Source organism: Candidatus Lokiarchaeota archaeon, assembly GCA_014730275.1.
Lineage (GTDB): Archaea > Asgardarchaeota > Thorarchaeia > Thorarchaeales > Thorarchaeaceae > WJIL01.
The window spans coordinates 22,938-43,338 of the sequence record WJIL01000134.1 but is presented as its reverse complement, the minus strand read 5'-3'; the positions used below and the strand labels follow the sequence as shown (position 1 = coordinate 43,338).

The 20,401-nt window shown below is 45.6% G+C and carries 32 protein-coding genes and 1 tRNA gene; 15 read left to right on the top strand and 18 right to left on the bottom strand.

From position 1 onward, the window contains the following. Positions 1-3 precede the first annotated feature (3 nt). The 3 genes from GF309_15440 (at position 4) to GF309_15430 (ending at position 1,263) form a co-directional block, all read left to right on the top strand. Positions 4-375 carry a hydrogenase iron-sulfur subunit gene (locus GF309_15440; protein ID MBD3160170.1) on the top strand — a complete coding sequence of 124 codons (372 nt, stop codon included), beginning with the start codon at positions 4-6 and terminating at the stop codon, positions 373-375. An 83-nt stretch (positions 376-458) separates the two neighbouring features. Continuing rightward, positions 459-773 (top strand): ribbon-helix-helix protein, CopG family, encoded by a 315-nt coding sequence (locus GF309_15435; GenBank protein MBD3160169.1) that lies wholly within the window; start codon positions 459-461, stop codon positions 771-773. Next, complete coding sequence (locus tag GF309_15430; protein ID MBD3160168.1) at positions 745-1,263, top strand: hypothetical protein; 519 nt, start codon at positions 745-747, stop codon at positions 1,261-1,263. The genes GF309_15435 and GF309_15430 overlap by 29 nt, the downstream gene beginning before the upstream one ends. A gap of 162 nt (positions 1,264-1,425) precedes the next feature. Here the strand turns inward: GF309_15430 and GF309_15425 are convergent, their stop codons facing one another. The 3 genes from GF309_15425 to GF309_15415 form a co-directional block, all read right to left on the bottom strand. Beyond that, a complete protein-coding gene (locus tag GF309_15425) occupies positions 1,426-1,845 on the bottom strand; it encodes a PIN domain-containing protein (GenBank protein MBD3160167.1) in 420 nt (139 codons plus the stop codon). Next, positions 1,824-2,036 carry a hypothetical protein gene (locus GF309_15420; protein MBD3160166.1) on the bottom strand — a complete coding sequence of 71 codons (213 nt, stop codon included), beginning with the start codon at positions 2,034-2,036 and terminating at the stop codon, positions 1,824-1,826. The genes GF309_15425 and GF309_15420 overlap by 22 nt, the downstream gene beginning before the upstream one ends. Positions 2,037-2,381: 345 nt before the next feature. Beyond that, positions 2,382-2,684 (bottom strand): hypothetical protein, encoded by a 303-nt coding sequence (locus GF309_15415; GenBank protein MBD3160165.1) that lies wholly within the window; start codon positions 2,682-2,684, stop codon positions 2,382-2,384. Positions 2,685-2,938: 254 nt separating this feature from the next. Here GF309_15415 and GF309_15410 point away from each other — a divergent pair, with 254 nt between their 5' ends. The 4 genes from GF309_15410 (at position 2,939) to GF309_15395 (ending at position 6,272) form a co-directional block, all read left to right on the top strand. Beyond that, positions 2,939-4,276, top strand: a complete 1,338-nt coding sequence (locus GF309_15410; protein ID MBD3160164.1) for an aminotransferase class III-fold pyridoxal phosphate-dependent enzyme — start codon at positions 2,939-2,941, stop codon at positions 4,274-4,276. 137 nt (positions 4,277-4,413) lie between these two features. Beyond that, positions 4,414-5,226 (top strand): HD domain-containing protein, encoded by an 813-nt coding sequence (locus tag GF309_15405; GenBank protein MBD3160163.1) that lies wholly within the window; start codon positions 4,414-4,416, stop codon positions 5,224-5,226. Positions 5,227-5,403: 177 nt separating this feature from the next. Continuing rightward, positions 5,404-5,841 (top strand): AsnC family transcriptional regulator, encoded by a 438-nt coding sequence (locus tag GF309_15400; GenBank protein ID MBD3160162.1) that lies wholly within the window; start codon positions 5,404-5,406, stop codon positions 5,839-5,841. Continuing rightward, positions 5,841-6,272 carry a hypothetical protein gene (locus GF309_15395; GenBank protein MBD3160161.1) on the top strand — a complete coding sequence of 144 codons (432 nt, stop codon included), beginning with the start codon at positions 5,841-5,843 and terminating at the stop codon, positions 6,270-6,272. The genes GF309_15400 and GF309_15395 overlap by 1 nt, the downstream gene beginning before the upstream one ends. A 4-nt stretch (positions 6,273-6,276) precedes the next feature. Here the strand turns inward: GF309_15395 and GF309_15390 are convergent, their stop codons facing one another. The 5 genes from GF309_15390 to GF309_15370 all read right to left on the bottom strand — a co-directional run bounded on the left by GF309_15390 (position 6,277) and on the right by GF309_15370 (position 9,457). Then, positions 6,277-6,585 carry a hypothetical protein gene (locus tag GF309_15390; GenBank protein ID MBD3160160.1) on the bottom strand — a complete coding sequence of 103 codons (309 nt, stop codon included), beginning with the start codon at positions 6,583-6,585 and terminating at the stop codon, positions 6,277-6,279. Continuing rightward, a complete protein-coding gene (locus GF309_15385) occupies positions 6,569-7,273 on the bottom strand; it encodes a hypothetical protein (protein ID MBD3160159.1) in 705 nt (234 codons plus the stop codon). The genes GF309_15390 and GF309_15385 overlap by 17 nt, the downstream gene beginning before the upstream one ends. A 3-nt stretch (positions 7,274-7,276) precedes the next feature. Continuing rightward, positions 7,277-7,735, bottom strand: coding sequence for a hypothetical protein (locus GF309_15380; protein ID MBD3160158.1), 459 nt, complete (start codon positions 7,733-7,735; stop codon positions 7,277-7,279). Between the two features lie 29 nt (positions 7,736-7,764). Then, a complete protein-coding gene (locus tag GF309_15375) occupies positions 7,765-8,346 on the bottom strand; it encodes a 50S ribosomal protein L15e (protein ID MBD3160157.1) in 582 nt (193 codons plus the stop codon). A 196-nt stretch (positions 8,347-8,542) separates the two neighbouring features. Then, positions 8,543-9,457, bottom strand: coding sequence for a 3-phosphoglycerate dehydrogenase (locus tag GF309_15370; protein MBD3160156.1), 915 nt, complete (start codon positions 9,455-9,457; stop codon positions 8,543-8,545). Positions 9,458-9,582: 125 nt separating this feature from the next. On the opposite strand from GF309_15370, the gene GF309_15365 reads away from it, so the two are divergent. Beyond that, complete coding sequence (locus GF309_15365; GenBank protein MBD3160155.1) at positions 9,583-10,119, top strand: flavin reductase family protein; 537 nt, start codon at positions 9,583-9,585, stop codon at positions 10,117-10,119. A gap of 59 nt (positions 10,120-10,178) precedes the next feature. On the opposite strand, the gene ychF is transcribed toward GF309_15365, so the two are convergent. Then, a complete protein-coding gene (gene ychF / locus GF309_15360) occupies positions 10,179-11,393 on the bottom strand; it encodes a redox-regulated ATPase YchF (GenBank protein MBD3160154.1) in 1,215 nt (404 codons plus the stop codon). A gap of 176 nt (positions 11,394-11,569) precedes the next feature. Here ychF and GF309_15355 point away from each other — a divergent pair, with 176 nt between their 5' ends. From GF309_15355 to GF309_15340, 4 genes are read left to right on the top strand one after another with little or no spacing between them, the layout of a single operon-like run. Next, on the top strand, positions 11,570-11,983 hold the full coding sequence (locus GF309_15355) for a dinitrogenase iron-molybdenum cofactor biosynthesis protein (protein MBD3160153.1): 414 nt from the start codon (positions 11,570-11,572) through the stop codon (positions 11,981-11,983). Beyond that, the gene (locus GF309_15350; GenBank protein MBD3160152.1) at positions 11,967-12,353 is read left to right on the top strand and encodes a hypothetical protein; all 387 of its coding nucleotides are present in this window, start codon (positions 11,967-11,969) and stop codon (positions 12,351-12,353) included. The genes GF309_15355 and GF309_15350 overlap by 17 nt, the downstream gene beginning before the upstream one ends. A gap of 37 nt (positions 12,354-12,390) precedes the next feature. Further along, a complete protein-coding gene (locus GF309_15345; GenBank protein ID MBD3160151.1) occupies positions 12,391-13,233 on the top strand; it encodes a P-loop NTPase in 843 nt (280 codons plus the stop codon). Beyond that, positions 13,223-14,089 (top strand): (4Fe-4S)-binding protein, encoded by an 867-nt coding sequence (locus tag GF309_15340; GenBank protein MBD3160150.1) that lies wholly within the window; start codon positions 13,223-13,225, stop codon positions 14,087-14,089. Before GF309_15345 ends, GF309_15340 begins: the two co-directional genes overlap by 11 nt. 50 nt (positions 14,090-14,139) lie before the next feature. On the opposite strand, the gene GF309_15335 is transcribed toward GF309_15340, so the two are convergent. Further along, positions 14,140-14,481 carry a hypothetical protein gene (locus tag GF309_15335; protein ID MBD3160149.1) on the bottom strand — a complete coding sequence of 114 codons (342 nt, stop codon included), beginning with the start codon at positions 14,479-14,481 and terminating at the stop codon, positions 14,140-14,142. A 129-nt stretch (positions 14,482-14,610) separates the two neighbouring features. Here GF309_15335 and GF309_15330 point away from each other — a divergent pair, with 129 nt between their 5' ends. Together GF309_15330 and GF309_15325 are read left to right on the top strand one after the other, a co-directional pair. Beyond that, positions 14,611-14,919, top strand: a complete 309-nt coding sequence (locus tag GF309_15330) for a DUF134 domain-containing protein (GenBank protein ID MBD3160148.1) — start codon at positions 14,611-14,613, stop codon at positions 14,917-14,919. A gap of 217 nt (positions 14,920-15,136) precedes the next feature. After that, on the top strand, positions 15,137-15,559 hold the full coding sequence (locus tag GF309_15325; GenBank protein ID MBD3160147.1) for a hypothetical protein: 423 nt from the start codon (positions 15,137-15,139) through the stop codon (positions 15,557-15,559). 156 nt (positions 15,560-15,715) lie between these two features. On the opposite strand, the gene GF309_15320 is transcribed toward GF309_15325, so the two are convergent. Then, positions 15,716-15,826 (bottom strand) — tRNA-Met (locus GF309_15320). A gap of 336 nt (positions 15,827-16,162) precedes the next feature. Here GF309_15320 and GF309_15315 point away from each other — a divergent pair. Beyond that, entirely contained in the window at positions 16,163-16,420 is a 258-nt protein-coding gene (locus tag GF309_15315; GenBank protein ID MBD3160146.1) for a hypothetical protein, read from the top strand. 88 nt (positions 16,421-16,508) lie between these two features. Here GF309_15315 and GF309_15310 read toward each other — a convergent pair whose 3' ends face one another. The 7 genes from GF309_15310 to GF309_15280 form a co-directional block, all read right to left on the bottom strand. Continuing rightward, a complete protein-coding gene (locus tag GF309_15310) occupies positions 16,509-16,679 on the bottom strand; it encodes a 30S ribosomal protein S27ae (GenBank protein MBD3160145.1) in 171 nt (56 codons plus the stop codon). A 2-nt stretch (positions 16,680-16,681) separates the two neighbouring features. After that, complete coding sequence (locus GF309_15305) at positions 16,682-16,969, bottom strand: 30S ribosomal protein S24e (GenBank protein ID MBD3160144.1); 288 nt, start codon at positions 16,967-16,969, stop codon at positions 16,682-16,684. Between the two features lie 93 nt (positions 16,970-17,062). Further along, positions 17,063-17,275 carry a hypothetical protein gene (locus tag GF309_15300; GenBank protein MBD3160143.1) on the bottom strand — a complete coding sequence of 71 codons (213 nt, stop codon included), beginning with the start codon at positions 17,273-17,275 and terminating at the stop codon, positions 17,063-17,065. 3 nt (positions 17,276-17,278) lie between these two features. After that, complete coding sequence (locus tag GF309_15295) at positions 17,279-17,875, bottom strand: DNA-directed RNA polymerase (protein ID MBD3160142.1); 597 nt, start codon at positions 17,873-17,875, stop codon at positions 17,279-17,281. Positions 17,876-18,012: 137 nt separating this feature from the next. Next, complete coding sequence (locus GF309_15290) at positions 18,013-18,420, bottom strand: 30S processome protein Utp24 (GenBank protein ID MBD3160141.1); 408 nt, start codon at positions 18,418-18,420, stop codon at positions 18,013-18,015. 41 nt (positions 18,421-18,461) lie between these two features. After that, on the bottom strand, positions 18,462-19,697 hold the full coding sequence (locus tag GF309_15285) for a translation initiation factor IF-2 subunit gamma (GenBank protein ID MBD3160140.1): 1,236 nt from the start codon (positions 19,695-19,697) through the stop codon (positions 18,462-18,464). 121 nt (positions 19,698-19,818) lie between these two features. Continuing rightward, positions 19,819-20,202 carry a 30S ribosomal protein S6e gene (locus GF309_15280; protein MBD3160139.1) on the bottom strand — a complete coding sequence of 128 codons (384 nt, stop codon included), beginning with the start codon at positions 20,200-20,202 and terminating at the stop codon, positions 19,819-19,821. Positions 20,203-20,401 lie beyond the last annotated feature (199 nt).

Here is a 20,401-nt window from a genome sequence, read left to right as displayed (position 1 = left end):
TGCATGCAGTGCATGTATGCAGCAGCAGACTTAGCAGGAACCATGAAGTTACAGTACGACGTGAGCGCGAGGATCATCCGGATGCCGTGTACAGCCCGGCTTGACCTCAATTTCATTTTGAAGGCCCTACAGGAGGGCGCGGATGGTGTGCTCATTGTTGGTTGCCACCCTGGCGATTGCGCGTACAAAACCGGCAATCTCGGGGCAGAGCGGCGAGTGCGATTTGCTCGTAAACTTGTTGGTCAGCTTGGAATGAACGAGGAGCGGGTGAAGATGGTGTTCGTGAGCGCAGCGGAAGGCGATCTTTTTGCTAAACACATTAATGACTTTGCGAAGAAAATCAGGGAGATTGGGCCGAATCCCATTCGAATATAGGTTTCTACAGGGGTTGATTGCCTCTTTTGACAACGGAAAGCAAGGCTTATGTGTACATAATATTATAATGTGTGCGAACGACGATGGAAACGGTCACAGCAAGGCTTTCAGATGAGATGATCAAGAAGCTGGAACTCATCGCCGAGGAAGAACATATCGACAGGTCAGAGATGATCCGAAGGGCACTTGATATCGGGATACAGCAGTTTCTCTTGGAGCGGGCACTCAAAGCCTATAGAGAGAGGAGGGTCTCCCTCTGGAAGGCTGCATCAATGGCCGGGCTTCCTTTGAGAGCGATGATGGCCGAGGCGGATAAAGCATCAATCCCGATTTCGTATGATGAAGAGGACTTGGAGCGTGACCTTGCTTTTGTCAAAGAAACCGAACGTGGTCAGTAATGCAAGCCCACTTGTTTATCTCGCCAAGGCCGGGCAGCTTCAGTTACTGCGAGAAAATTATGGTGAAATCCTAATACCGAAGAAAGTGTTCCAGGAGACAGGAAGCTCCAAGGGCTCGCCAGATGGCATCCTGATAGCTTCTGCAGTAGATGATGGCTGGATCCATATTGAAGATTCAGAGCCTCCCAAGGCGAATCGGCTATCCGAAAGCGCAGGAATCCAGATTGGAGAGGCCGCAGCTATTTTGTTGGCTAGGGAAAAGACTGCATTGCTTCTCATAGATGACAAGATGGGACGAAGTGCTGCTGAAATCCTCGGCGTCACGTGTCTAGGAACCGTTGGCGTTCTTCTCCAGGGACTATACAAATCAACTCTGGATTATGATGAATTTGTCGCGATTCTCGATAGAATGATTGACTCGGGATTCCGACTCGACACAAAGGTCTACAAACGTGCAATGAATATGGCAAAGAGCCTGAGCAAGAAATAATCCCACATCCAGCGTGTGTACATGGCCGCAATTCCAACAGGAACAATGAAGCTATAGCATAGCATGAACATACAGATCATCAAAATACCGTACACTGCAAGACTGGTTTGCGAATATAATTGCAGAAATCGGGCCGAACCTGATACGGTTATAGTGAACTGACTAGTAGGGTATGTTTTCAATACCAGGGATTCTGTCGAAATGTGCATCAAGAGAAACAATCCACTGACATCCATTGGATGCGGCTATTGCGGCAGTAAAGCAGTCATTCAATCCGATGATTGTACCAGTTCGTTCCATGTCGGTGTAGATTCTACTGGCACGTTCCGCAGCGTCGATAGTGAGGTCCCAGACAATTAACCTTGATGCAAGTTCTCGCACCGCGTCTTCTTCTGATTTGATTCTCCCGCGTTTGTCAACGCCTCTGAAGAGCTCAAAGACATTGACCACTGTAGTAGCAAGGTTGTAGTCTTTTGATTTCAACTCCAGATAGGCTTCACGCGCTTTTTCTTCTCCACGCAGAAAATCGATGAGGAATGATGTGTCGAAACATGCAAAGGTCAATGCTCCCAGGCTCCCCACATCTCATCTAAGCCATCGAAAAATACTCTGCGCTCCTCATCTGTCATTGGGATGGTTCCAAAGAGATCTAAGATATCATCATCAGGTCTGAGCAAACGCTCTATGACCTCACTGAAGGATTCGCCTTCCCGCTTTGCTCGTTTTAGTCTGCGGTATATGTCTTCTCTGAGGGAGATGTTTTTGTAGCCCACTTCCATCATCCGTGTATTCATACACGATTGCTCATATAAGTTCGCTGTAGTGGAGATGGGCAACTTCTCTCAACGGGATGCTAATCCCCTCCAGATGACTTGGGTTCACTCACTCAACTGTACGAAACGGGTTATCAGGAAATCTTACAGAACTCTTAGCCTTCTATGCGCATGTGCTTCTTACTTCCTGGTGGCAACCCAAATAGAGAGAAGAGCGATTATTGCTGTTATAGGCGTCAACGGTATGGGAGTAACAATCCACTGGCTTAGCTGTCCGTAGATCGCATATACTCCAAAAATCCAAGTTGCCAGAAAGATCGATAAAATCATGAGATGAACAAGGAGTCACCTTTTCCCCCGAGCAGGAAGAATGAACTGCAGAGCTGCTACTAGGGTCAGGACTAAGAAAGGAATACTGCTGTGCTGGTCTAGCCCATCCAAGGTGTACCACTCCCAAAACCCCCCGCTCCCAAAATGAGCTCCACCCAAATATAGTCGTATAATGGGCGTCCAACCAGGTGGCACGGGATCTGATGGGGGCTCCAGCGTGGTGTGCAGTAGTGCATAGGGTGTCATGAAACCAACGATGAGTGTGAGTATCAGTGCAAAGACCCCTAGCACTTTCATCTTGACGATGTCATGATTCACACCAGGTTGCCCCTCAGAAACCACTCACTATCCCTACTGAAACAATCTAATGTATTCCAAGTTATTTCTTTCGTTTGTTTGTTGATGAAACCGTTGACATCACGGAAGCTGTCAACTGGGAATGCTATTAGTGAGACACACAATGATATGCGGATGACGATGGAAAAGCGTCCAAGCTCACATTGCATAGTAATTATATGCTGCCTCTGCCATATCGCGATTGTACTGTTCTTTCGAAACTCAACATGTAGGCGATTAAATTGGCGAAGAATGAGCATTTCGAGAAAATAATCAGCACCTATGAGAAGAATACCCCCAAATCTAAGGAGCTGTACGAAAAATCCGTACAGATTTTACCCGGTGGAATCGGTGGTTCCGCTCCATCATATGAACCATATCACCTTATAGTCGAAAAAGGTGAAGGAGCGAAGATTTGGGATGTGGATGGAAACGAGTATCTCGACTTCAATCTCTGTTGGGGCGCTTTGATGGTAGGCCATAGGCATCCCACAATCATCAAGGGATTGCAGGAGAAACTGGAAGTGGGAACGATGTTTGGCCTACATCACGAAGAATCGATTGACGCGGCACAGGCATTGATAGATCGTTTTCCGATTGACAAACTTCGATTCGTCAATTCTGGTTCCGAGGCAACACTGTATGCCATCCGCCTTGCGCGAAGATACACCGGCAAGGACAAAATCATGAAAGTAGAGGGTTCTTACCATGGTGTAATGGATTCTTTGCATATCAGCAAGAAACTCCCCATGGGCAAGGCTGGGCCAAAGAGCCATCCAACGCCTATCCCATACGGGAAAGGCATTCTCCAGTCAACAGTGGACAACACCATCATCACCCCCTTCAATGATCTCGAAACCACCAGGGCCCTCATTGAAGAAAACATTGGTGAAATTGCAGCTATCATTGTTGAGCCAACAATGATGAATGCGGGCGTAATTCCCCCGGAAGAGGGGTATCTGGACGAGCTTCGTGAACTTACCGAGGATTACAATATTGTCCTGATATTTGATGAGGTGAAGACTGGTGTGAAGATTGCAAAAGGCGGTGCTTGTGAATACTTCGGCATTGAGCCTGACATCGTTTCTCTTGCCAAAGCGATTGGCGGTGGCTTACCACTTGGGGCCGTTGGAGGAAAGGCTGAGATACTCGATGGTATCGGTGATGAAGGTCTCTTCGGCACTTTCTCAGCTAACCCACTATCAGTTCGTGCGTGTCACCTTGCACTGACTGAAGTGTTGACAGACGAGAAATATAAAGAATTGGAAGAGCTCGGTAATGCACTCATGGATGGCTATCGTGATATTATCGAGGATGAAGGCCTAGAGGCCGTTGTTCAAGGAATAAATGCTGTTGGTGGCATTTTCTTCACAAAAGAACACTTCCATAACTACCGAGAATGGACAAAGGTTGATGCCTCCAAGAATGATGAGTACTGGCTGGCAATGGCCAATGAAGGTATCCTTCCAATGGCCTATGGCGCCGATGAAGAGTGGCTGATTTCAGCACAGCACACCATGGAAGACATCAACACGCATCTAGAAGCTTTCAAGACAGTCGCACCAGACTTGTAATTGAATACGGAGACCTACGGGTCTCCTCACCCTATTTTTTTTGCCACTGTGGTATCTTTAATATAGTAAACAATCGTAAGTGATGTAACTCATTTGGCTACTTTTTAATTACTAGTAGCATTTAGGAGGGAATTAATTTGAATAATAAGAAAACACGCCATCCCCTGAAGGACCGTGTCCGAAATCTATTCGGCGATAAGAAGCTCTGTAGACTAGCATTCGATGCACTAGAGAACGATACTGAGGTCCAGACGTTACTGGAGGACAGCAATCGCATGGCTATCGATCGGATGCATTTTTCCGACCATGGCCATATACACTCGCTAATAGTTACAAAGAACGGTATCAAGCTCTTTGATACTCTGAACAGTGCAGTGAAACCTACGGTGGTTAAGGAACGCACCGCCACATTAGAAGATGCTTATCTCATAGTGCTTCTTGCTTGCTATCTACATGACATTGGAATGAGTGTTCATAGAGAGAATCATACAAATTTCAGCGTCACATTAGCCTTACCTATTCTGAATCGGATTTTGGATAAGGTGTATCCCGATGATGCGCACAAGCGTATCCATATCCGAGGACATGTTTTGCATGCAATCAAATCTCATGATAAGAAAATAACTCCACAGACTACAGAAGCCGGGATAGTTGGCATTGCTGACGCATTGGACATGACAAAAGGCAGAGCAAGAATTCCTTTTGAGGCGGGAAGTGTGAATATTCACAGCGCATCAGCTATGGCAATAGAGAGTATTGCTATAGAAAAGGGAGAAAAGAAGCCCGTTCGAATTTCTGTTTTCATGAATAATGCATCAGGCATATTTCAAATACAGGAATTACTTGAGGAAAAGATTAAGTCATCGCAACTGATAGACTATATTGAACTCTACGCGGTCATGTTACAAGAGGCAGATCGCATTTTGGATGAACAAATTCGTGTGCTCTAGTTCTGTCAAGTAACATACTTTTTGTATCTATTGAATGTGTAATTTATTCGTTGTTGTGTTTCTTTTCAAAACAATTTACCTAATAATATGTTTGAACACTATCTATATATGTTCGGATTCATTCACGCATCTTTGAATCATTCGTGTAGCAGTTATGGATGCTATTGGTGAACTCAGATGGAGCTAGATACAATCGACAAGAAAATTATCGAGATGCTCAAAGAAGATGGCCGTCGGTCATATTCTGAGATTGCTGAACATGTGGATCGCACAGAAGTCACAGTACGTCGTCGGGTGAACAATCTCTTGGAAGAGGGTGTTATCCGTCGTTTTACAATCGATGTTGACCCTCTCAAGATAGGACGTCGCATACGAACAATCATCCGTGTTAAAGTTGCTATGAAAGAAGCGAGCGCTCTTGCTGAGAAGGTGAAGAGCCTCGAAGAGGTGACTGAAGCCTACATACTTGACGGGAGTTGCGGCTTGATGCTTAAGGTGGTTGTGGACAATCTATCTGAACTTCGTCAGTTCTTGGAGAACCGGTTTGGTAATCTCCCTGGGGTGGGGGAGGTTGAGACTTGTATTGTTCTAGAAGATATCAAGTGTACTTTTTGATGAGTGTTTTCGAAGTGTCCTATCGAGTAAAGATTTCTGAAAAAAACATGGACCAACTAGAGGCCCATGCCGAAGCAGAGCTGCCCTACGAAGCGGTAGCACTGCTGTTTGGATGGGAGGATGGAAAGAAAGTACACGTAGAATCGATTCGCTTGGTTGAAAATGTTTCTAGCGTTCCCAAAACCGAATTCTCAGTTGAACCGGAACAAGAGTACAATCTTCTTCTTGAGGCTGAGAAACGTGATGAACATCTAGTAGGGATCTACCACTCACACTCAGCACCACCTTGTCCCTCTGATAAAGACTTCGAAAATATGCGCTTGAACAAAGTCGTATGGCTTATTGCTTCAAAGCGTTCAGGAACTTGGGCATCAAAAGCATTTTTGCTTATAGACAATCAGCCAGAAGAAATACCGCTTGAGATAGACTAGGATTCTACTTTTTCAAAGCCTTCAAGGTTCCCGAGGTCTTCAATGGTTGGAACGCAACGAGGTTTTCATGTATTGCTTCAATCAGAGATGCGGCAATGATGATTTCTTTCAGTAATCGTTCGTCGCATTGCAAGACACCGGTTCCCGATATATTGTCAAACTGGTTCAGATAAAAGCTGGAATCGGCTGCTTTAGTCTCACCATATATTGACAGGAGATTCTTCCAAATCGCTTGAGATAGATCCTTCCTTGTGATGTCTTCCGCGCCTCCGTGAAGCCGAAAGAGAAGGTATCTTTTACGGCGTCTCTTCATCTGAATCACTCCCTATTATCTCAATCCCTGGAGCTATGAAATTCTCGTTAAGTTTCGCTAGATTTCTCTTGATTATATCCATGGGATAGTTCCGAAGTGCCTTTTCTGCGGTTTTGTAATCGATATCCAGTAAAGACCCTATTTGCTCAAGGGCAGTTGGTGAACGCATACGAAGAGCAGAGTCCGCACCGCTTGAGAGTACGATTCTCATTCTCGCCCGAGAGGCTGTGCGGATGGAATCTCTGAGCGATTTTAGTACTCTAGACCGCTTCAATCCTGACACTTGCAGAAGAGACACTATATTCACCTCAAGAGCCGTATCGGTAGCGGCCGCAAGTTTCGCTGTTGAATATCTCAAGTCTCTTTGCCACGGGTACCCATACGTAGTGAGCAAATCAACACGATGATCATTAGCTGCCCAGTTAGTAGCATTGACCTCTCCAATTCTAACAGCTATGATTACCGCTTTTCTCCTCGATTGCCCAATGCGACTTTTTACCTTCCCCACTTTGTCCGCATTTACTTCTATTCTTTTGCAAATCCTGAAACCTTTCTCATCCTCAATTACGGGTTCTTTGAGAGAGGCTGAGGTGGCAATTGCTTGGAAATGATACTTTTTTGCCATCTTGGAGAATTCATCAAGGTGTTGCCTATTCTTGGCTCTAACATTCAGGTCTGCTGCTTCCAAGCTTTATTCCTCGGGGATATTCAATCGACTCAGTATCATTTCCTTTGCATCTTCGCGGACGCACCGTGGATACTGTAGAAGATGCACACTAACACTGATTAAATCTGGCCCTGCTGCTATTTTGATGTTGTCCAAGTAAGCTGCCTGTTTATCGAAGCGAAGAAACAATGTACAGCTTTCATCCACCCGTGCATCGAGAGTGCTTTCGAGATACAACTTATCTTCAAGTGATAGATTACTGAAGATGTAGTCTAGGATACTATTACACACACGTTTCTTCTTCACGGTTGTACTGATGACTACAATTCGATTTTCATTATGACCTTCAGTAAGGACACTATCCAGTTCAATATCTTCTCTGATATCCTCAGGAAATAGATGCAAAACTGCATTTTGGACTCTTTCAACAACTTCTGTTGCTTGAGCATGGGCCCTGAACTCTATCCTTTGGATAAACGGCACCTACACGGCACCTCTGTCTATTATAGTAGCTATTTGCCACGGTTCTTCTTTGATGCAAGAGACGGTCGAACTTTCTCTGCCCCTCTACCCTTGTTTCGCAAACCTCTGCTTTTCTTCCCAGCTGAGGTTTTTCCACGATGAACTCTTCCTTTCTGATTTGGAGCACATATCCAGTTGATATGGGGGTCATTATAGATTACAGGGTGGTTCGGATCTACCATGATGACTTCATGCCATAACCATTTGTGATCTGAGCCAACCCAATAGGAATTCAACACGCGTAGATTTGGGAACTTACGCGCGGCTCTTTCTTCGGATATCCACCGTCGAGATTTCTGAGGAGTGTATCTTGTAACACCCAAGCTTCTCGGCTTGCGGCCCATTTTGGGTCGTGGCTTCTCTCTTGGCCCCCTTCCTGTTCGTACCCTCACCATTACATAACCTTGCTTAGCCTTGTAGCCCAAAGATCTGGCTCTGCCCAGTCTCGTGGGGCGATCTATTCTGACAATTGTATCCTGTTTTCTCCAGACAATAAGCCGCTCCCTAACAATATCGGAACGCTCTTTCTGTTCTTTGCGCCATTGCTTGGCCATATACTTGTATGCTGACATTTGTTTCCCATCCTTTGTAGTAAATCGTTTTCACTTTGCTTGTGGTTCAGCCCGCTAAGGCCACATCCCGTACGGATCTCTCCGCCAACACAAAGGAATGCGATAGAGCCTCACAGGAATCCTGTGAGACTCACGCATTAGTAGCGAAATTTCTCCACTTAAAGGTCTAGTGTTTTGCTATATTTGCTGTTCACGCTTACCCAAGCTCTCTGATGACCTTCTCGGCAGTGAGTTCACCAACTCGATCCTGCGCCTCATAGGTAGTTGAGGCCAAATGAGGAGTTGTCACAGTCTTGGGATGCTTAACCAGCTTCCAGAGACTAGATGATTCTGGTGGCTCTTCAGAATATACGTCGAGGCCTGCCCCGGCTATGACATCGTCATCTAGGGCCTGCAGCAATGCATCCTCCTCGACTATCCCACCCCTGGCAGTGTTGATTAGGAACGCACTTGGCTTCATCATCCCAAGCTCTTCTTTCCCAATCATACCTTCTGTCTCGGGAACTAGCGGTACATTGACTGACAAATAGTCAGCTTCTTGCAGCAACTCGTCGAAGTCCACCTGTCGAGCACCGACTTCGCGACATTCCTCCTCTCGGCCAGGTTTGTCCTTTTTTACCACAAGGACATCCATTTCGAGACCGGTACCTCGTTTCGCGATTTCTTTACCGATGCGCCCAAATCCGATTATACCGAGTTTCTTCTCCCATAATTCGACTCCTCTAAGCTGTTTTTTCAGCCATTTCTCTTCGTTCATGCCTGCATCAGCTTTTGGAATGTGACGGGCCAGAGCGAACATGAGAGCAAATACAAGCTCGGCTACCGATACGCTGGGAGCTTCAGGAGTGTTAAGGACCTTAACCCCGCATTCGTCTGCGTAATCAAGGTCAATATTGTCAAGGCCAACTCCTGCTCGTACGATGACCTTCAGTTTATCCGCAGCATCAAGAACTTCCTTTGTAACCTTGGTTGCACTTCGGACAACCGCACCATCGAAGCCTACTATTGCTTCTTCGATGGGCTTTTCCCGCATGACAACTTCAATGCCAGCTTCCTTCATTTCTTCTATCGCAGATTCTGCTATTGGATCTGAAATCAATACACGCGACATAACATTTCACCCTCGCTAGGCAAGCAGATGTCCGGTATTATCCGGTATAAGAATATGGTTGTCTCGACATTTTAAAAAAGGGTCCTGACAATACAGAATCAGAGAGGAATCTAGAGGAACATACCATGAAGAAGAAGCTGAAACCGTATACTGCAATAATCCCTTGTCCTGTTGCGCTGGTGAGTGTTGCCGGCGAAGAAAAACCGAATATGCTCACTATCTCTTGGATGGCAAATGTGTGTAGCAAGCCCCCAAAGCTGGCAATTGGTGTACGCCCCTCTAGATATAGCCATCAGCTCATCAAAGATGCAGGCGATTTTGTAGTGAACATCCCCCCAGCTGATTTAGTTGAAGCTGCCGCTCTTGCTGGAAGTAAATCCGGCAAAGATATCGACAAGTTCGAGTATCTTCGACTCACTGCCGCTAGTTCGTCAGATGTGACCTCACCTAGAATTGAAGAATGCATCATCAATATTGAATGCAGAACCTCCCAGGTTATTGACATCGGTTCTCACGATTTATTCATCGCTGAAGTTGTAGCAGTTCATGTGGATGAATCCATCCTAGACTCAAAAGATCGGCTAGATCCCATGAAGGCAAATGCTTTCGTTTACTTGCCTCTTATACAACAGTATTGGACCCTAGGAGAACGCTTGCGATAAGGACCTAGGTTCCTATTCGCTGCAGGTACATGACTACCCACGTAACAAACCAGACATGCTTACCTGCCACCTGCACTAACGATTTTGATGACATCTCTATCTTCTAGGATATGGTCGTCAGACACCCTCATTTTTGTGCGGGCATCTATGGCGTGTACGAAGTTATCTTCTAAATCGCTATGAATATAGCCCGCGAATTCCTTTGCAGTTGTACCCATTGGAACCAAGTACGCATCCGGCAATACATTTCCGTTGCTATCTGTCAAGGAATTGACATCTTGGACAGGGTATACAGTAATGTAGTCCAGAAAATCAAATACTGCCTTGTTGAGAATGCCCTGGACTCCGGTTCCGTCGTACTTCTTAAGTATCCTATCCTTGATTTTTTGAAGCTGTTTTAATTCACCCTTTGCTAGCTTGTCCGAATCCAAGACATCAAAGTCGTCGTCACCAGGGATATACTTGATTATCTCCTGTTTGTCCAAATCCTTCAGCACCTTCTCGGCCAATGCACTCACAGGCACAACCATTTTTTCAGGATAAGCCTCTTTCAATCGCTTGTAGTTTTCATCAGCAGTTGGTAAATCCATCTTGTTCGCTGCAATGATAATTGGTTTCGCTATCGTATGCAGTTCTTCAACAAACTGGCGGAGATTCTCGTTGGACCATTGATCAACATTCTCGGCCTTCAGTCCTGATTCCCGAATGGCCTTCAGAAGGTGAATCCTTTCAATTTTGAGACCTGATAGTTTGTCGAGAAGTAGCTCACTCAGTTTGGCGCCTTCAGCTCTTACTCGCCCTATTATTCTACGCCAGTCATCTTTAATGATTCCTAAAATCCATTCCGTAATTTCGCTCTCCAAAAATTTGACGTCATCGACAGGATCATAGCTTCCAGCTGCTACCTCTTGTCCCTTCTCATCCAAAGTGCCACTTGCATCGACAATGTGAATAAGTACATCTGCTTGCCGCAAGTCATCCAGAAACTGATTTCCCATGCCCCTTCCTTCATGTGCTCCTGGTACCAACCCTGCAACATCAATAAGCTTGACGGGAATAAGTCTGACACCATCAATGCATATGGAGTTTTGTGGATTGTCTTCTACATCGAAATCTTGGCAGGCACAGTCTGTTCGTACGTGCGTGACTCCAACATTAGCTTCAATGGTGGTAAACGGGTATGATCCCACCTTGAATGATGTCATACACGCTGCGTTTGTAAACGATGTCTTACCGCATGAGGGTTTTCCAACGATGCCAATTCTGAATGCCACTTGAGCACATCTCCTTGTTGCTTTCTATCAAGATACAAGAAACGGTTGTTTGATGCGGACTATAATCCACGATTTATGGAATGGTGGAACTTGTTATGTTCCTTCCGATTGTTTTTTATGAATCAGCAGAATACCACCCATATAGAACAATCTAACATTTTTCAAGAGGACTAAAAATGACAAAAGTGTGTGTCACCGCATCTGACGACAACCTTCAATCTCCAATCGATCCACGGTTTGGCCGCTGTACTTACTTCATTATTGTTGATACCGATTCGATGGACGTGAACGCAGTTAAGAACCGAGCTGCCTCTGCAACTGGTGGTGCAGGAATACAAGCAGCACAGACTGTTGCATCAAAGGGCGCAGAGGTTGTAATAACTGGAGCCGTTGGACCTAATGCTCACTCTGCATTACAAAGTTCAGGGATTCGGATTCTTACCGGGGCCTCTGGTACTGTCAATGACGCAATAGAAGCTTTCAAAGGAGACGAATTAACTGAGATACAATCACCGGGTCCCGCTCACAGAGGTCTGGGTGCAGGCAGGCGCCGAGGCGGTGGGGGTGGCCGCGGTGGAAGAGGTAGATAAGATGAATCGTAGAATACTGATTCCTTCACAAGATCAGGATGGCAACGTAGTGGCTGCACATTTCGGACGGGCACCATACTTCGCCACAGTGGACATCGATGAAGACGGCAACATCATGGACAAAGATGTTCATGCCAATCGTGGTGAACATGCTGGTGGTAGAGGTCACGCACATGATAATGTTCTTACCCTGCAACCAAATGTGATTATCGTCCAGGGAATGGGCCCACGAGGTTTGAGAAGTTTTCAAAGCCAAAATATTGCAGTTCTGCAGGCAAACAGTAGAGACGTGGATCAGGTGGTCCAGTCTTACATTGACGGCGATTTACAAGAGCTAACGGATGGATGTGACCAGGCACGTCACGCATAGATTGCTTATTTGAACAAGTGCAGGTGGTTACGTAGCCATGATTGTTACTGTGGCTAGTGGAAAAGGTGGAACGGGCAAAACAACTGTAGCCGTTAACCTTGCTCTATCAGTAAACGCGTCGAAGCTTTTGGACTGCGACGTTGAAGAACCCAATGCTCATACACTACTTGAGACAGAAATCAAGGAATCAACGCCGGTAACATCACCACACCCCGTGGTGGATGCTGATGCTTGTACACTGTGTGGTAACTGTGCAGATTTCTGTGAATTCAACGCTCTCTTTGTTGGTAAGGATGAAGTGTTGGTTTACGAAGAAATGTGTCACTCCTGTGGTGGGTGTTCTATAGTTTGTCCAGAGCAGGCAATCACCGAAGTTCCTCGGGAAGTCGGCATGCTACATACATGTACAGCAGATGGATTGGATTTAGTCTATGGTGAACTGAATATCGGAGAGCCAATTGCTACGACCATAATAAAGGCAGTAAAGTCCCGTCAGGATTCTGATGGATTGAATATAGTCGACGCACCGCCGGGGACTGCATGTCCCGTAATAGAGACAATGGAGCATAGTGACTACTTGATTCTAGTAACTGAACCGACACCTTTTGGTCTTCATGATTTGGAGATGGCAGTAGGCGTGGTTGAAGAGCTTCATATCCCATTTGGTGTTGTAATCAATCGAGATGGTATTGGTAACGAGGATGTTCGTGATTTCTGCAAGAAGAGATCTATACCAATTCTGATGAGAATTCCGTTTGACCGAGAAATTGCTGAATTGTATTCAGAGGGTAGACCATTTGCATTAGAACTCGATAATTGGGAGAACAAATTCAAGAAGATGATGAGGACAATCGAGGAGGCTGTAAACAATGACGAATAAAGTGGCAGTAGTATCTGGAAAAGGGGGATCTGGAAAAACAACTGTAGCCTCGTCTTTCGCGGCTATTGCAAAAGACATTGTCATTGTAGACTGCGATGTTGACGCTCCTGATATGCATATTCTTCTCCAGCCGGAAATTGAGATATCAGAGAAATTCCAAGCATCCAAAGTGGCTAAAATAAATCCGGACCTTTGTATTGAATGTGGTTTGTGCGAAGAAAACTGCCGTTTTGATGCGGCTCATCCCCCTGAAATTAACCCTATTGCCTGTGAAGGTTGTAGCGTTTGTACGCTGGTCTGTCCTGAAGATGCCATCGATATGAAACCACGAATATCGGGCCATCTGTATGAATCCAACACTCGGTTAGGCCGAATGGTGCACGCGAAGTTGTTGCCGGGTGAAGGAAATTCAGGGCTACTGGTAACTGAAGTGAAAAAGCGTGCCCAGAAGATCGCTGAAGAAACAGGTGCTGATAAAATCCTAATTGATGGTTCTCCTGGTATTGGTTGTCCAGTTATTGCCACACTCACTGGTGTAGAGGTGGCTGTCGTTGTAACGGAGCCAACTATTTCAGGAATTCATGATATGGAACGGGTGATTCGACTTATTCGTCGTTTCCAAACTATTCCTGCTGTAATTGTCAACAAGTATGACTTGAATCCGAAGAATACTGCACAGATTGAAGCATTCTGTAAGAGTGAGGGCATTGAATTGCTGGGTAAGATTCCATTCGACCCAATAACAACGAAATCAATGGTCGATGCAACTACACTGCCTGAATATGCTCCAAACCATGAGCTTGTAGACATATTGACACAGATGTGGGATCGAATCGGTACTCTTCTCTCTGAGTAAAACCGATTAGAAATAGGGGTAAAGATGGGGGACGCTACCCCTCCATCTGCTTAGTCTTCTAGTTCTCCGAGTCTTTCTTCGATTCTGTTTAGAGACTCTTCAAGAGATTTGATTTGTTGCTTCATGATTTCTTTTTGCCGCTCCAATGCCTGCAACTCTGTCTGTGGTGCTATGGGCGGAGTAGGTGCTACATCGGTGGGCGGTGTTGTTGGTGCTATTGGGGGGTTTCCCCAGTATCCAAGTGCCCAACATGACCCGGGACCATATAGCCATCCCGGTCTTTCCCAGGGTGGCAAGTGACTAAATGGACCATTACCTGGCCAAAAGCCTCCACCGCGGCCACCGCCCCGGCCACGACCCCGGCCACCGCCTCTTCCATAGTAATATGACATTTCTTTCATCTCCTAAATTATTTCTGTGCTTATGCACACTGTTATTATTGTGCATAATTACAGATAAAAAGATGTTGTTCCCATACATCACTCTTATTAAAAGAGAACGAAGAATTGGTTCTGATTGACATGCACAGGAGAAGACGCGGGCGAAGAGGACGACTTCCTATTCAACCTGATATCCAGGTAGAACCTGCAATAGACCGGATGGTACCTGAGCCTGAAGTCAAGAAGGAACCAATTCATCTTAATTTGGCTGAGGCTGAGGCACTACGGCTTGTAGATTTGGAAGGGAAGTATCAGGAAGAGGCGGGAGCCAGCATGGGTGTATCGAGGGGCACCATATGGCGTCTTCTTTCTAGTGCACGGCAAAAAGTTACACAAGCCATTTTTGAAGGTCGTCCACTTGTTATCGGTCTACCCAACAACGAAGATTGATACCAATTAGCCCGACGAATCTGTTGTCCGTTTGTTAAGATATATTTGATTTAGAGTTCCCATTGGTACATCATAATCTGATCGTATCCCAGAACTAGATGAATTCTATTGGAAAAAGGGCCTTAGAAGCTCTCTGTAGGTCTTCTAGGGGTACCCCCCTCATACTACGCCGTCTTATATACTATAGATGCACATTTTCTACTTAGAGTGGATGTACATGCAGTCGTCGGTGTCAACGCAACCAGATAAGCTCGTCAATCGCGTTCTAGTACGACGGCCCGCCCTTCCTAGGCGATGGAAACCCATCAACAAGCCGCATGTTGCAATTCTGGCAAAGGATCCAGTAAGTGGAGGATTCATACGTTATTACCTGTCCAGGAACTGCTTTGATTCCTCCTCCGGCGAGCCAATTCTGCAAATAGCAGATATTGATACTTTCGAAGAAGGAACACTCCTCGAGGTTCGGTTTGATGCTAGAACTGCAAACCTCTATCGACTAGAAATGGTTGATGGCGCTCCCTGTTGGCGGTGGATTGGCCGTTGCCGCGGCCTACCCGATTTTGAGTACCCCCAGAACATCGATTGGTTAGAAATACTTTCCAGAGACGATATCTCAGGACCCCAAGTCGCAAGTCTCTAGGCTGTCTTTTTCCACTAGCCTCTCGAGTCGGTCTTAAGATTGGGTCGGTGCATCCACTCTTCACTTTTTGTTCACAAAATACGAATTGATAATGGTAGAATGTAACCAATTACTTGCTCTATTTCCTTCCATTTACACGTATTGCTGATAAGAAATTGGTAGCGGGTGGACGATTTGAACGTCCGGTTTCGGGGTTTCCCCATGCGTGACTCATGTGGTCATCGCCATATGAGCCCCGCGGGATAGGCCAGGCTTCCCCAACCCGCTATACTGATTTACTCGATTACTCAGTGTTGATTTAAGGGTTTTCGTAAAGACAAATGACCGGTTCCGTGGACGATTTGAACGTCCGATTTCGGGGTGTCCCATGGATGGCAAACATGGCCATCGCAATATATGTGCCCGTGGGATAGACCAGATTTCCCCAACCTACTGTGCTGATTTATTCGATTGCTAGTGTTGATTCAAGGGTTTTCGTAGAATACTGTCTGAAGGTACTGATTTAATCATTGCTTCTTTCACATTCAAACGTGTGCTTCAAAAGGTAGCGTTTTGATTATCTTCTGAGGCCTTTCGACATAAAATCGCAATGTGGATGAGGATATGATTGCCGAATTTTCTATACTTGCAGCAGTGTATGTAGTCTGGATATTGAGTTTAGTCTACGGAATGGTAGCAAGTGAAGAGGTATCATTGACCATTGCAACTCTTCCGTTCATCATATCCTTTCCAATCAGTCTAATATGTGCTGCATCGCTTGAAGTGATAATGCCCGGTATTTTATTGGCAGACTTCACTTTGGCTGCTGTGGTTGCAGTTCTTCTCTCTGTCCGCTGGATTATGGCCATCATTGGAGAATAGACGACGTTGATTTGAAAAACACAGGACTTGGTTACATCGAAAATGAATCAGCAAATGATGATGGTGATTGTCTGGGAGTTACGCACGATCAGTCGTTCTTATCTCGCTTGAATTCAGTATATCCGCAACGTCCACATGAGTATCTGTCATAGTGTTCTGCCATGAACGTGCCTTTTTCACAACGAGGGCAGGTTCTCTTATCCCGCTCAACGTTTCCGTCCTTATCTACTTTGTAATAATCTCCAGCACTTCTAGCCATTTCTATTCCTCCACCATTCCGTGTCGCTTGAGGACATAATCAAGCTCAACCCGTTTCATATATTTGGGGTCTGAATATATTCTCGCCATACCGTTGGTGATTCCAACTCCAAACCGGGTTTTAATCTTTGAAATGACGACATTGTCTGGATTGGCGTCGTAATGCGCTACGATTCTGGAATGCACATCAGCTCTACTCGGTGTAGTATCACCAATATGCTCTATCCGAAAATCGATTTCTCTTCTTGAGAGTGGTTTGTTTTCCCGTTCTTGTAGTATTTCCAAGTTCATTGCTATCACATTGCATTTTTCGGACGGCACACTTAGTGAGTCAGCAACCCGACCTTTGGTTTTCTAATAAAGTTTTCACAACCGTGAACAAGGCTATCGTACCTTGAGTGCGTACTTTCCTGGGTTTTCGATGTTTAGCCGCTTCGCCACATATGAGGTATCTCGTGGATCCTCATTGGGGTCTTTTGGTGGTAAGATAATCACAATGCCAGTGTATGAGGTCGTAAGGTTAGTACTCTTACAATTAGGACACTGATTCTCCGTTGTTAGGCGGTGACAATCTCTGCATGCTTTCAACTTGGCCATGCTCTATTCCTCTTCCTCTTCGTTTTCTTCGCCCTCACCATGGGCAGCTTTGACATCCTCTTCTATCCAAGATACGTCAGGCCCGATTTTCCCAAGATATGGTTGTCGCATAGTAAGTCCAAGTTTCCCTGACCTGTTTCCTGACTCGAAGCTGATCGAGGTAATCCTTGCACGGACTTGATCACCTTCGGTTAGCCTTCTACCTGTTTCTTTTCCCATCAATGAATTGCTTTTTGGGTCCTGTGTAATGAAATCATCACAGATCTGACTGACGTGACAAAGCCCATCTAGAGGGCCAATCCGAATGAAGGCCCCGAAATCCATCAATTCCACTACGTTTCCTTCTACAACTTCTCCGCGCATTGGCTTGAATGCAAGGACTCGATACTGAACCGTATGATATGTAGCACCGTCACCTGGAATTAGACGCCCTTCTCCAATCTTGTCTACTCCAATGACTGCGATCATCAGCCCAATATCTCGGTCCAACACATTCTCATGGTTCTTGCGCAAGTGAATCATTGCAGCTTCTTCAATTGTTGTTCCAAATTGAGAAGGGGGTATTCTAACTGTGTCCTTGACCTTGACGACGCTATACATTTGCAAAAGCTCCTTCATTTAGGGGATAATAGTCTCAGAATGCTCAGACCTTCCAGCTGGTTTTTTGACAGTCTGACTTGACGGCTCAGCCGAGCAACACTTTGGTACGCATAAAAACGTTATGAAACTGGTCTAAATCAATCAATCAAACCCTCAACAACAATTCTTTTCCTTCCCCGCAAAATGAGAAGAGGAATCTCATGTTTTCGGGCTTTGCGACGGAGTTCCTTGTCGTTTGTTGCGATAACGCCATTTACCTTTTTGGCATACTCCACCACTTGATCATCAACCGGCAATTCAGCAATGTTGTCATCGACTTCAACTTCCTTGCATCGTTTCATAAGTTCGATTGTTACTCTTAGCAATCTCTTTTCTTTGCTACCCGTAGCCTTCGATGCCTTCCGCTTAACCTCCTCAGCAACCGAATCAAGAACTATGAATTCCGTTCGTCTATCCATGGCTTCCTCGGCTTGAGTGAAAATATCGATTCCAAATTGTGCGGGAAGCAATAGGAAATTGGTGTCAATAATCACGGGAAGAGGCATTGGACCATCATCCCCCATTTCTTGGAAATACGTCCTCTTGATTACAGTTGAGCGTATCCTACAAGCCGCCACTTATTGTCTACTCGCCGGCCGATTGCTATACGCTGTCCTTCCTCCGCACAAACAGGTCGTTTGAGTGAAAGCTTGATTTTGTCTCCATGTAGCTTGGTTATGACACCTACTGTTGCTGCTGTACCAACCACTAACATGAGTGGTTCGTTTAGTCGCAGATTCTCCACTTGTTTCTTTGATTCCATTCCTATGACTCGCTGCATAAGTTGGGGTTCAATCATCATTTCCGAAATTATGTCTGGCATCTTACCTACTTTGCCTACGACATTTCCAACTAGCCTATCTGCTCTAGTGGAGGCCGGGTCAAGTCCTGTTCCCACACCAATAAGCCCTCCAGGATATGCCTGTTTCAGCCTGTTACCGCTTCCTGATACGAGGCTTTGGACTTGTGCTCGAATTGGTTTGAAATCTCCGTCAGCGCGAGATCCTGGTGCTATCTCTATCTCATCACCAACTTTCAGTTTCCCTTGTACTATCGACCCGCCAACAACTCCCCCTTCCAACTCATCTGGAGTTGTCCCCGGTCTGTTGATATCGAATGATCGGGCAACGAACATCTTAGGCGGTTTATCTTCAGTTCTATCTGGTGTTGGAATAACCTTCTGGATTTCCTGTATCAAGTAGTCAACATTAGCTCCGAAGACTGCGGAAATAGGAATAATCGGTGAATCTTCTGCCGTTGTACCTTTCAGGAATTCCTTGATTTGCTGATAGTGTTCTTTTGCCTCCTCCTCGGTGACGAGTTCGATTTTGTTTTGGACAATTATTATGTTTTCAACACCTACAATCTCAAGAGCACGGAGATGCTCGGAAGTCTGAGGCATTGGGCATGGTTCGTTGGCTGCAATCACAAGGATAGCTCCATCCATGATGCTTGCTCCGCTAAGGCAGGTTGCCATGAGGGATTCGTGTCCTGGACTGTCAACGAATGATATTTCTCGGAGGGGTTCTAGATCACTTCCACACTCGGGGCATTTTCCTTCTTTCACTAGGTTGGATGTGGTATAACCCTCCGGCTCGGGGCATTTCGGGCATTTCATAAGTTTTGTAGCTGCATATCCTAACCGGATAGAGATTCCTCGTTTAACCTCATCTGAATGACGGTCAGTCCATTCACCCGTCATGTATTCTACCAACGTTGTTTTGCCGTGGTCAACGTGGCCTAGCGTTCCTATGCTGACTTCAGATTGCCCCTCGTATTTCACGTGGTTTTCACTTCCGACTTTCTATCATTTGCAAAGTTGAGCTTCTGTATAAAATGTATGGTTTATGGTGCTTCCCCAACAGCGATTAAGGCATCGGCATTGGTTCTTCCCTTACGGAAATTTAGGCTGCCTTCATAATGAGCTCTTCTAGAGGTGCACTTCCCTTTTCTTCAACACGCATATTCAGCTGGGAAATATTGCTATCGACTTCCCTACCCCGTACGGTCTTTCTCCTTTTGAGGCCTTTCCGTTTTGGTCTGAACCCCGGTGGCCCTTTCATCAAGACCTTCCGTTTACCACTGCCATGTACATCACGACGCATAGGGAAGCCAGAAGAATCACTCCCGCCTGTTATCTTTAGCTTATATCCAGGTAGACCTATGGCATCGCCTTCAACAATATCACCAATGGTACTGCCAATCATTGTATTTGATTTTTCATCATCGAGTTCGTATTGTATGGCAACGCCCTTTTCTGGATCTGAGATGACAAGCTTCAATGGCACTACAATTCGCCTTCCCTTTTGTGATTTATATGGTGCCCTACTTGGGCTCCGCCTTTAGGCAAATTACTGAGATTATAAAAGATATGGTTTCGACCATGGCCGGTCTCGACTATACAAGACATCTGCTTTATTCCACTATAATCGATTCTGTGAACAGTATATGTCACAATTGTTATAATGACTCCAGCTTCACTTCGAT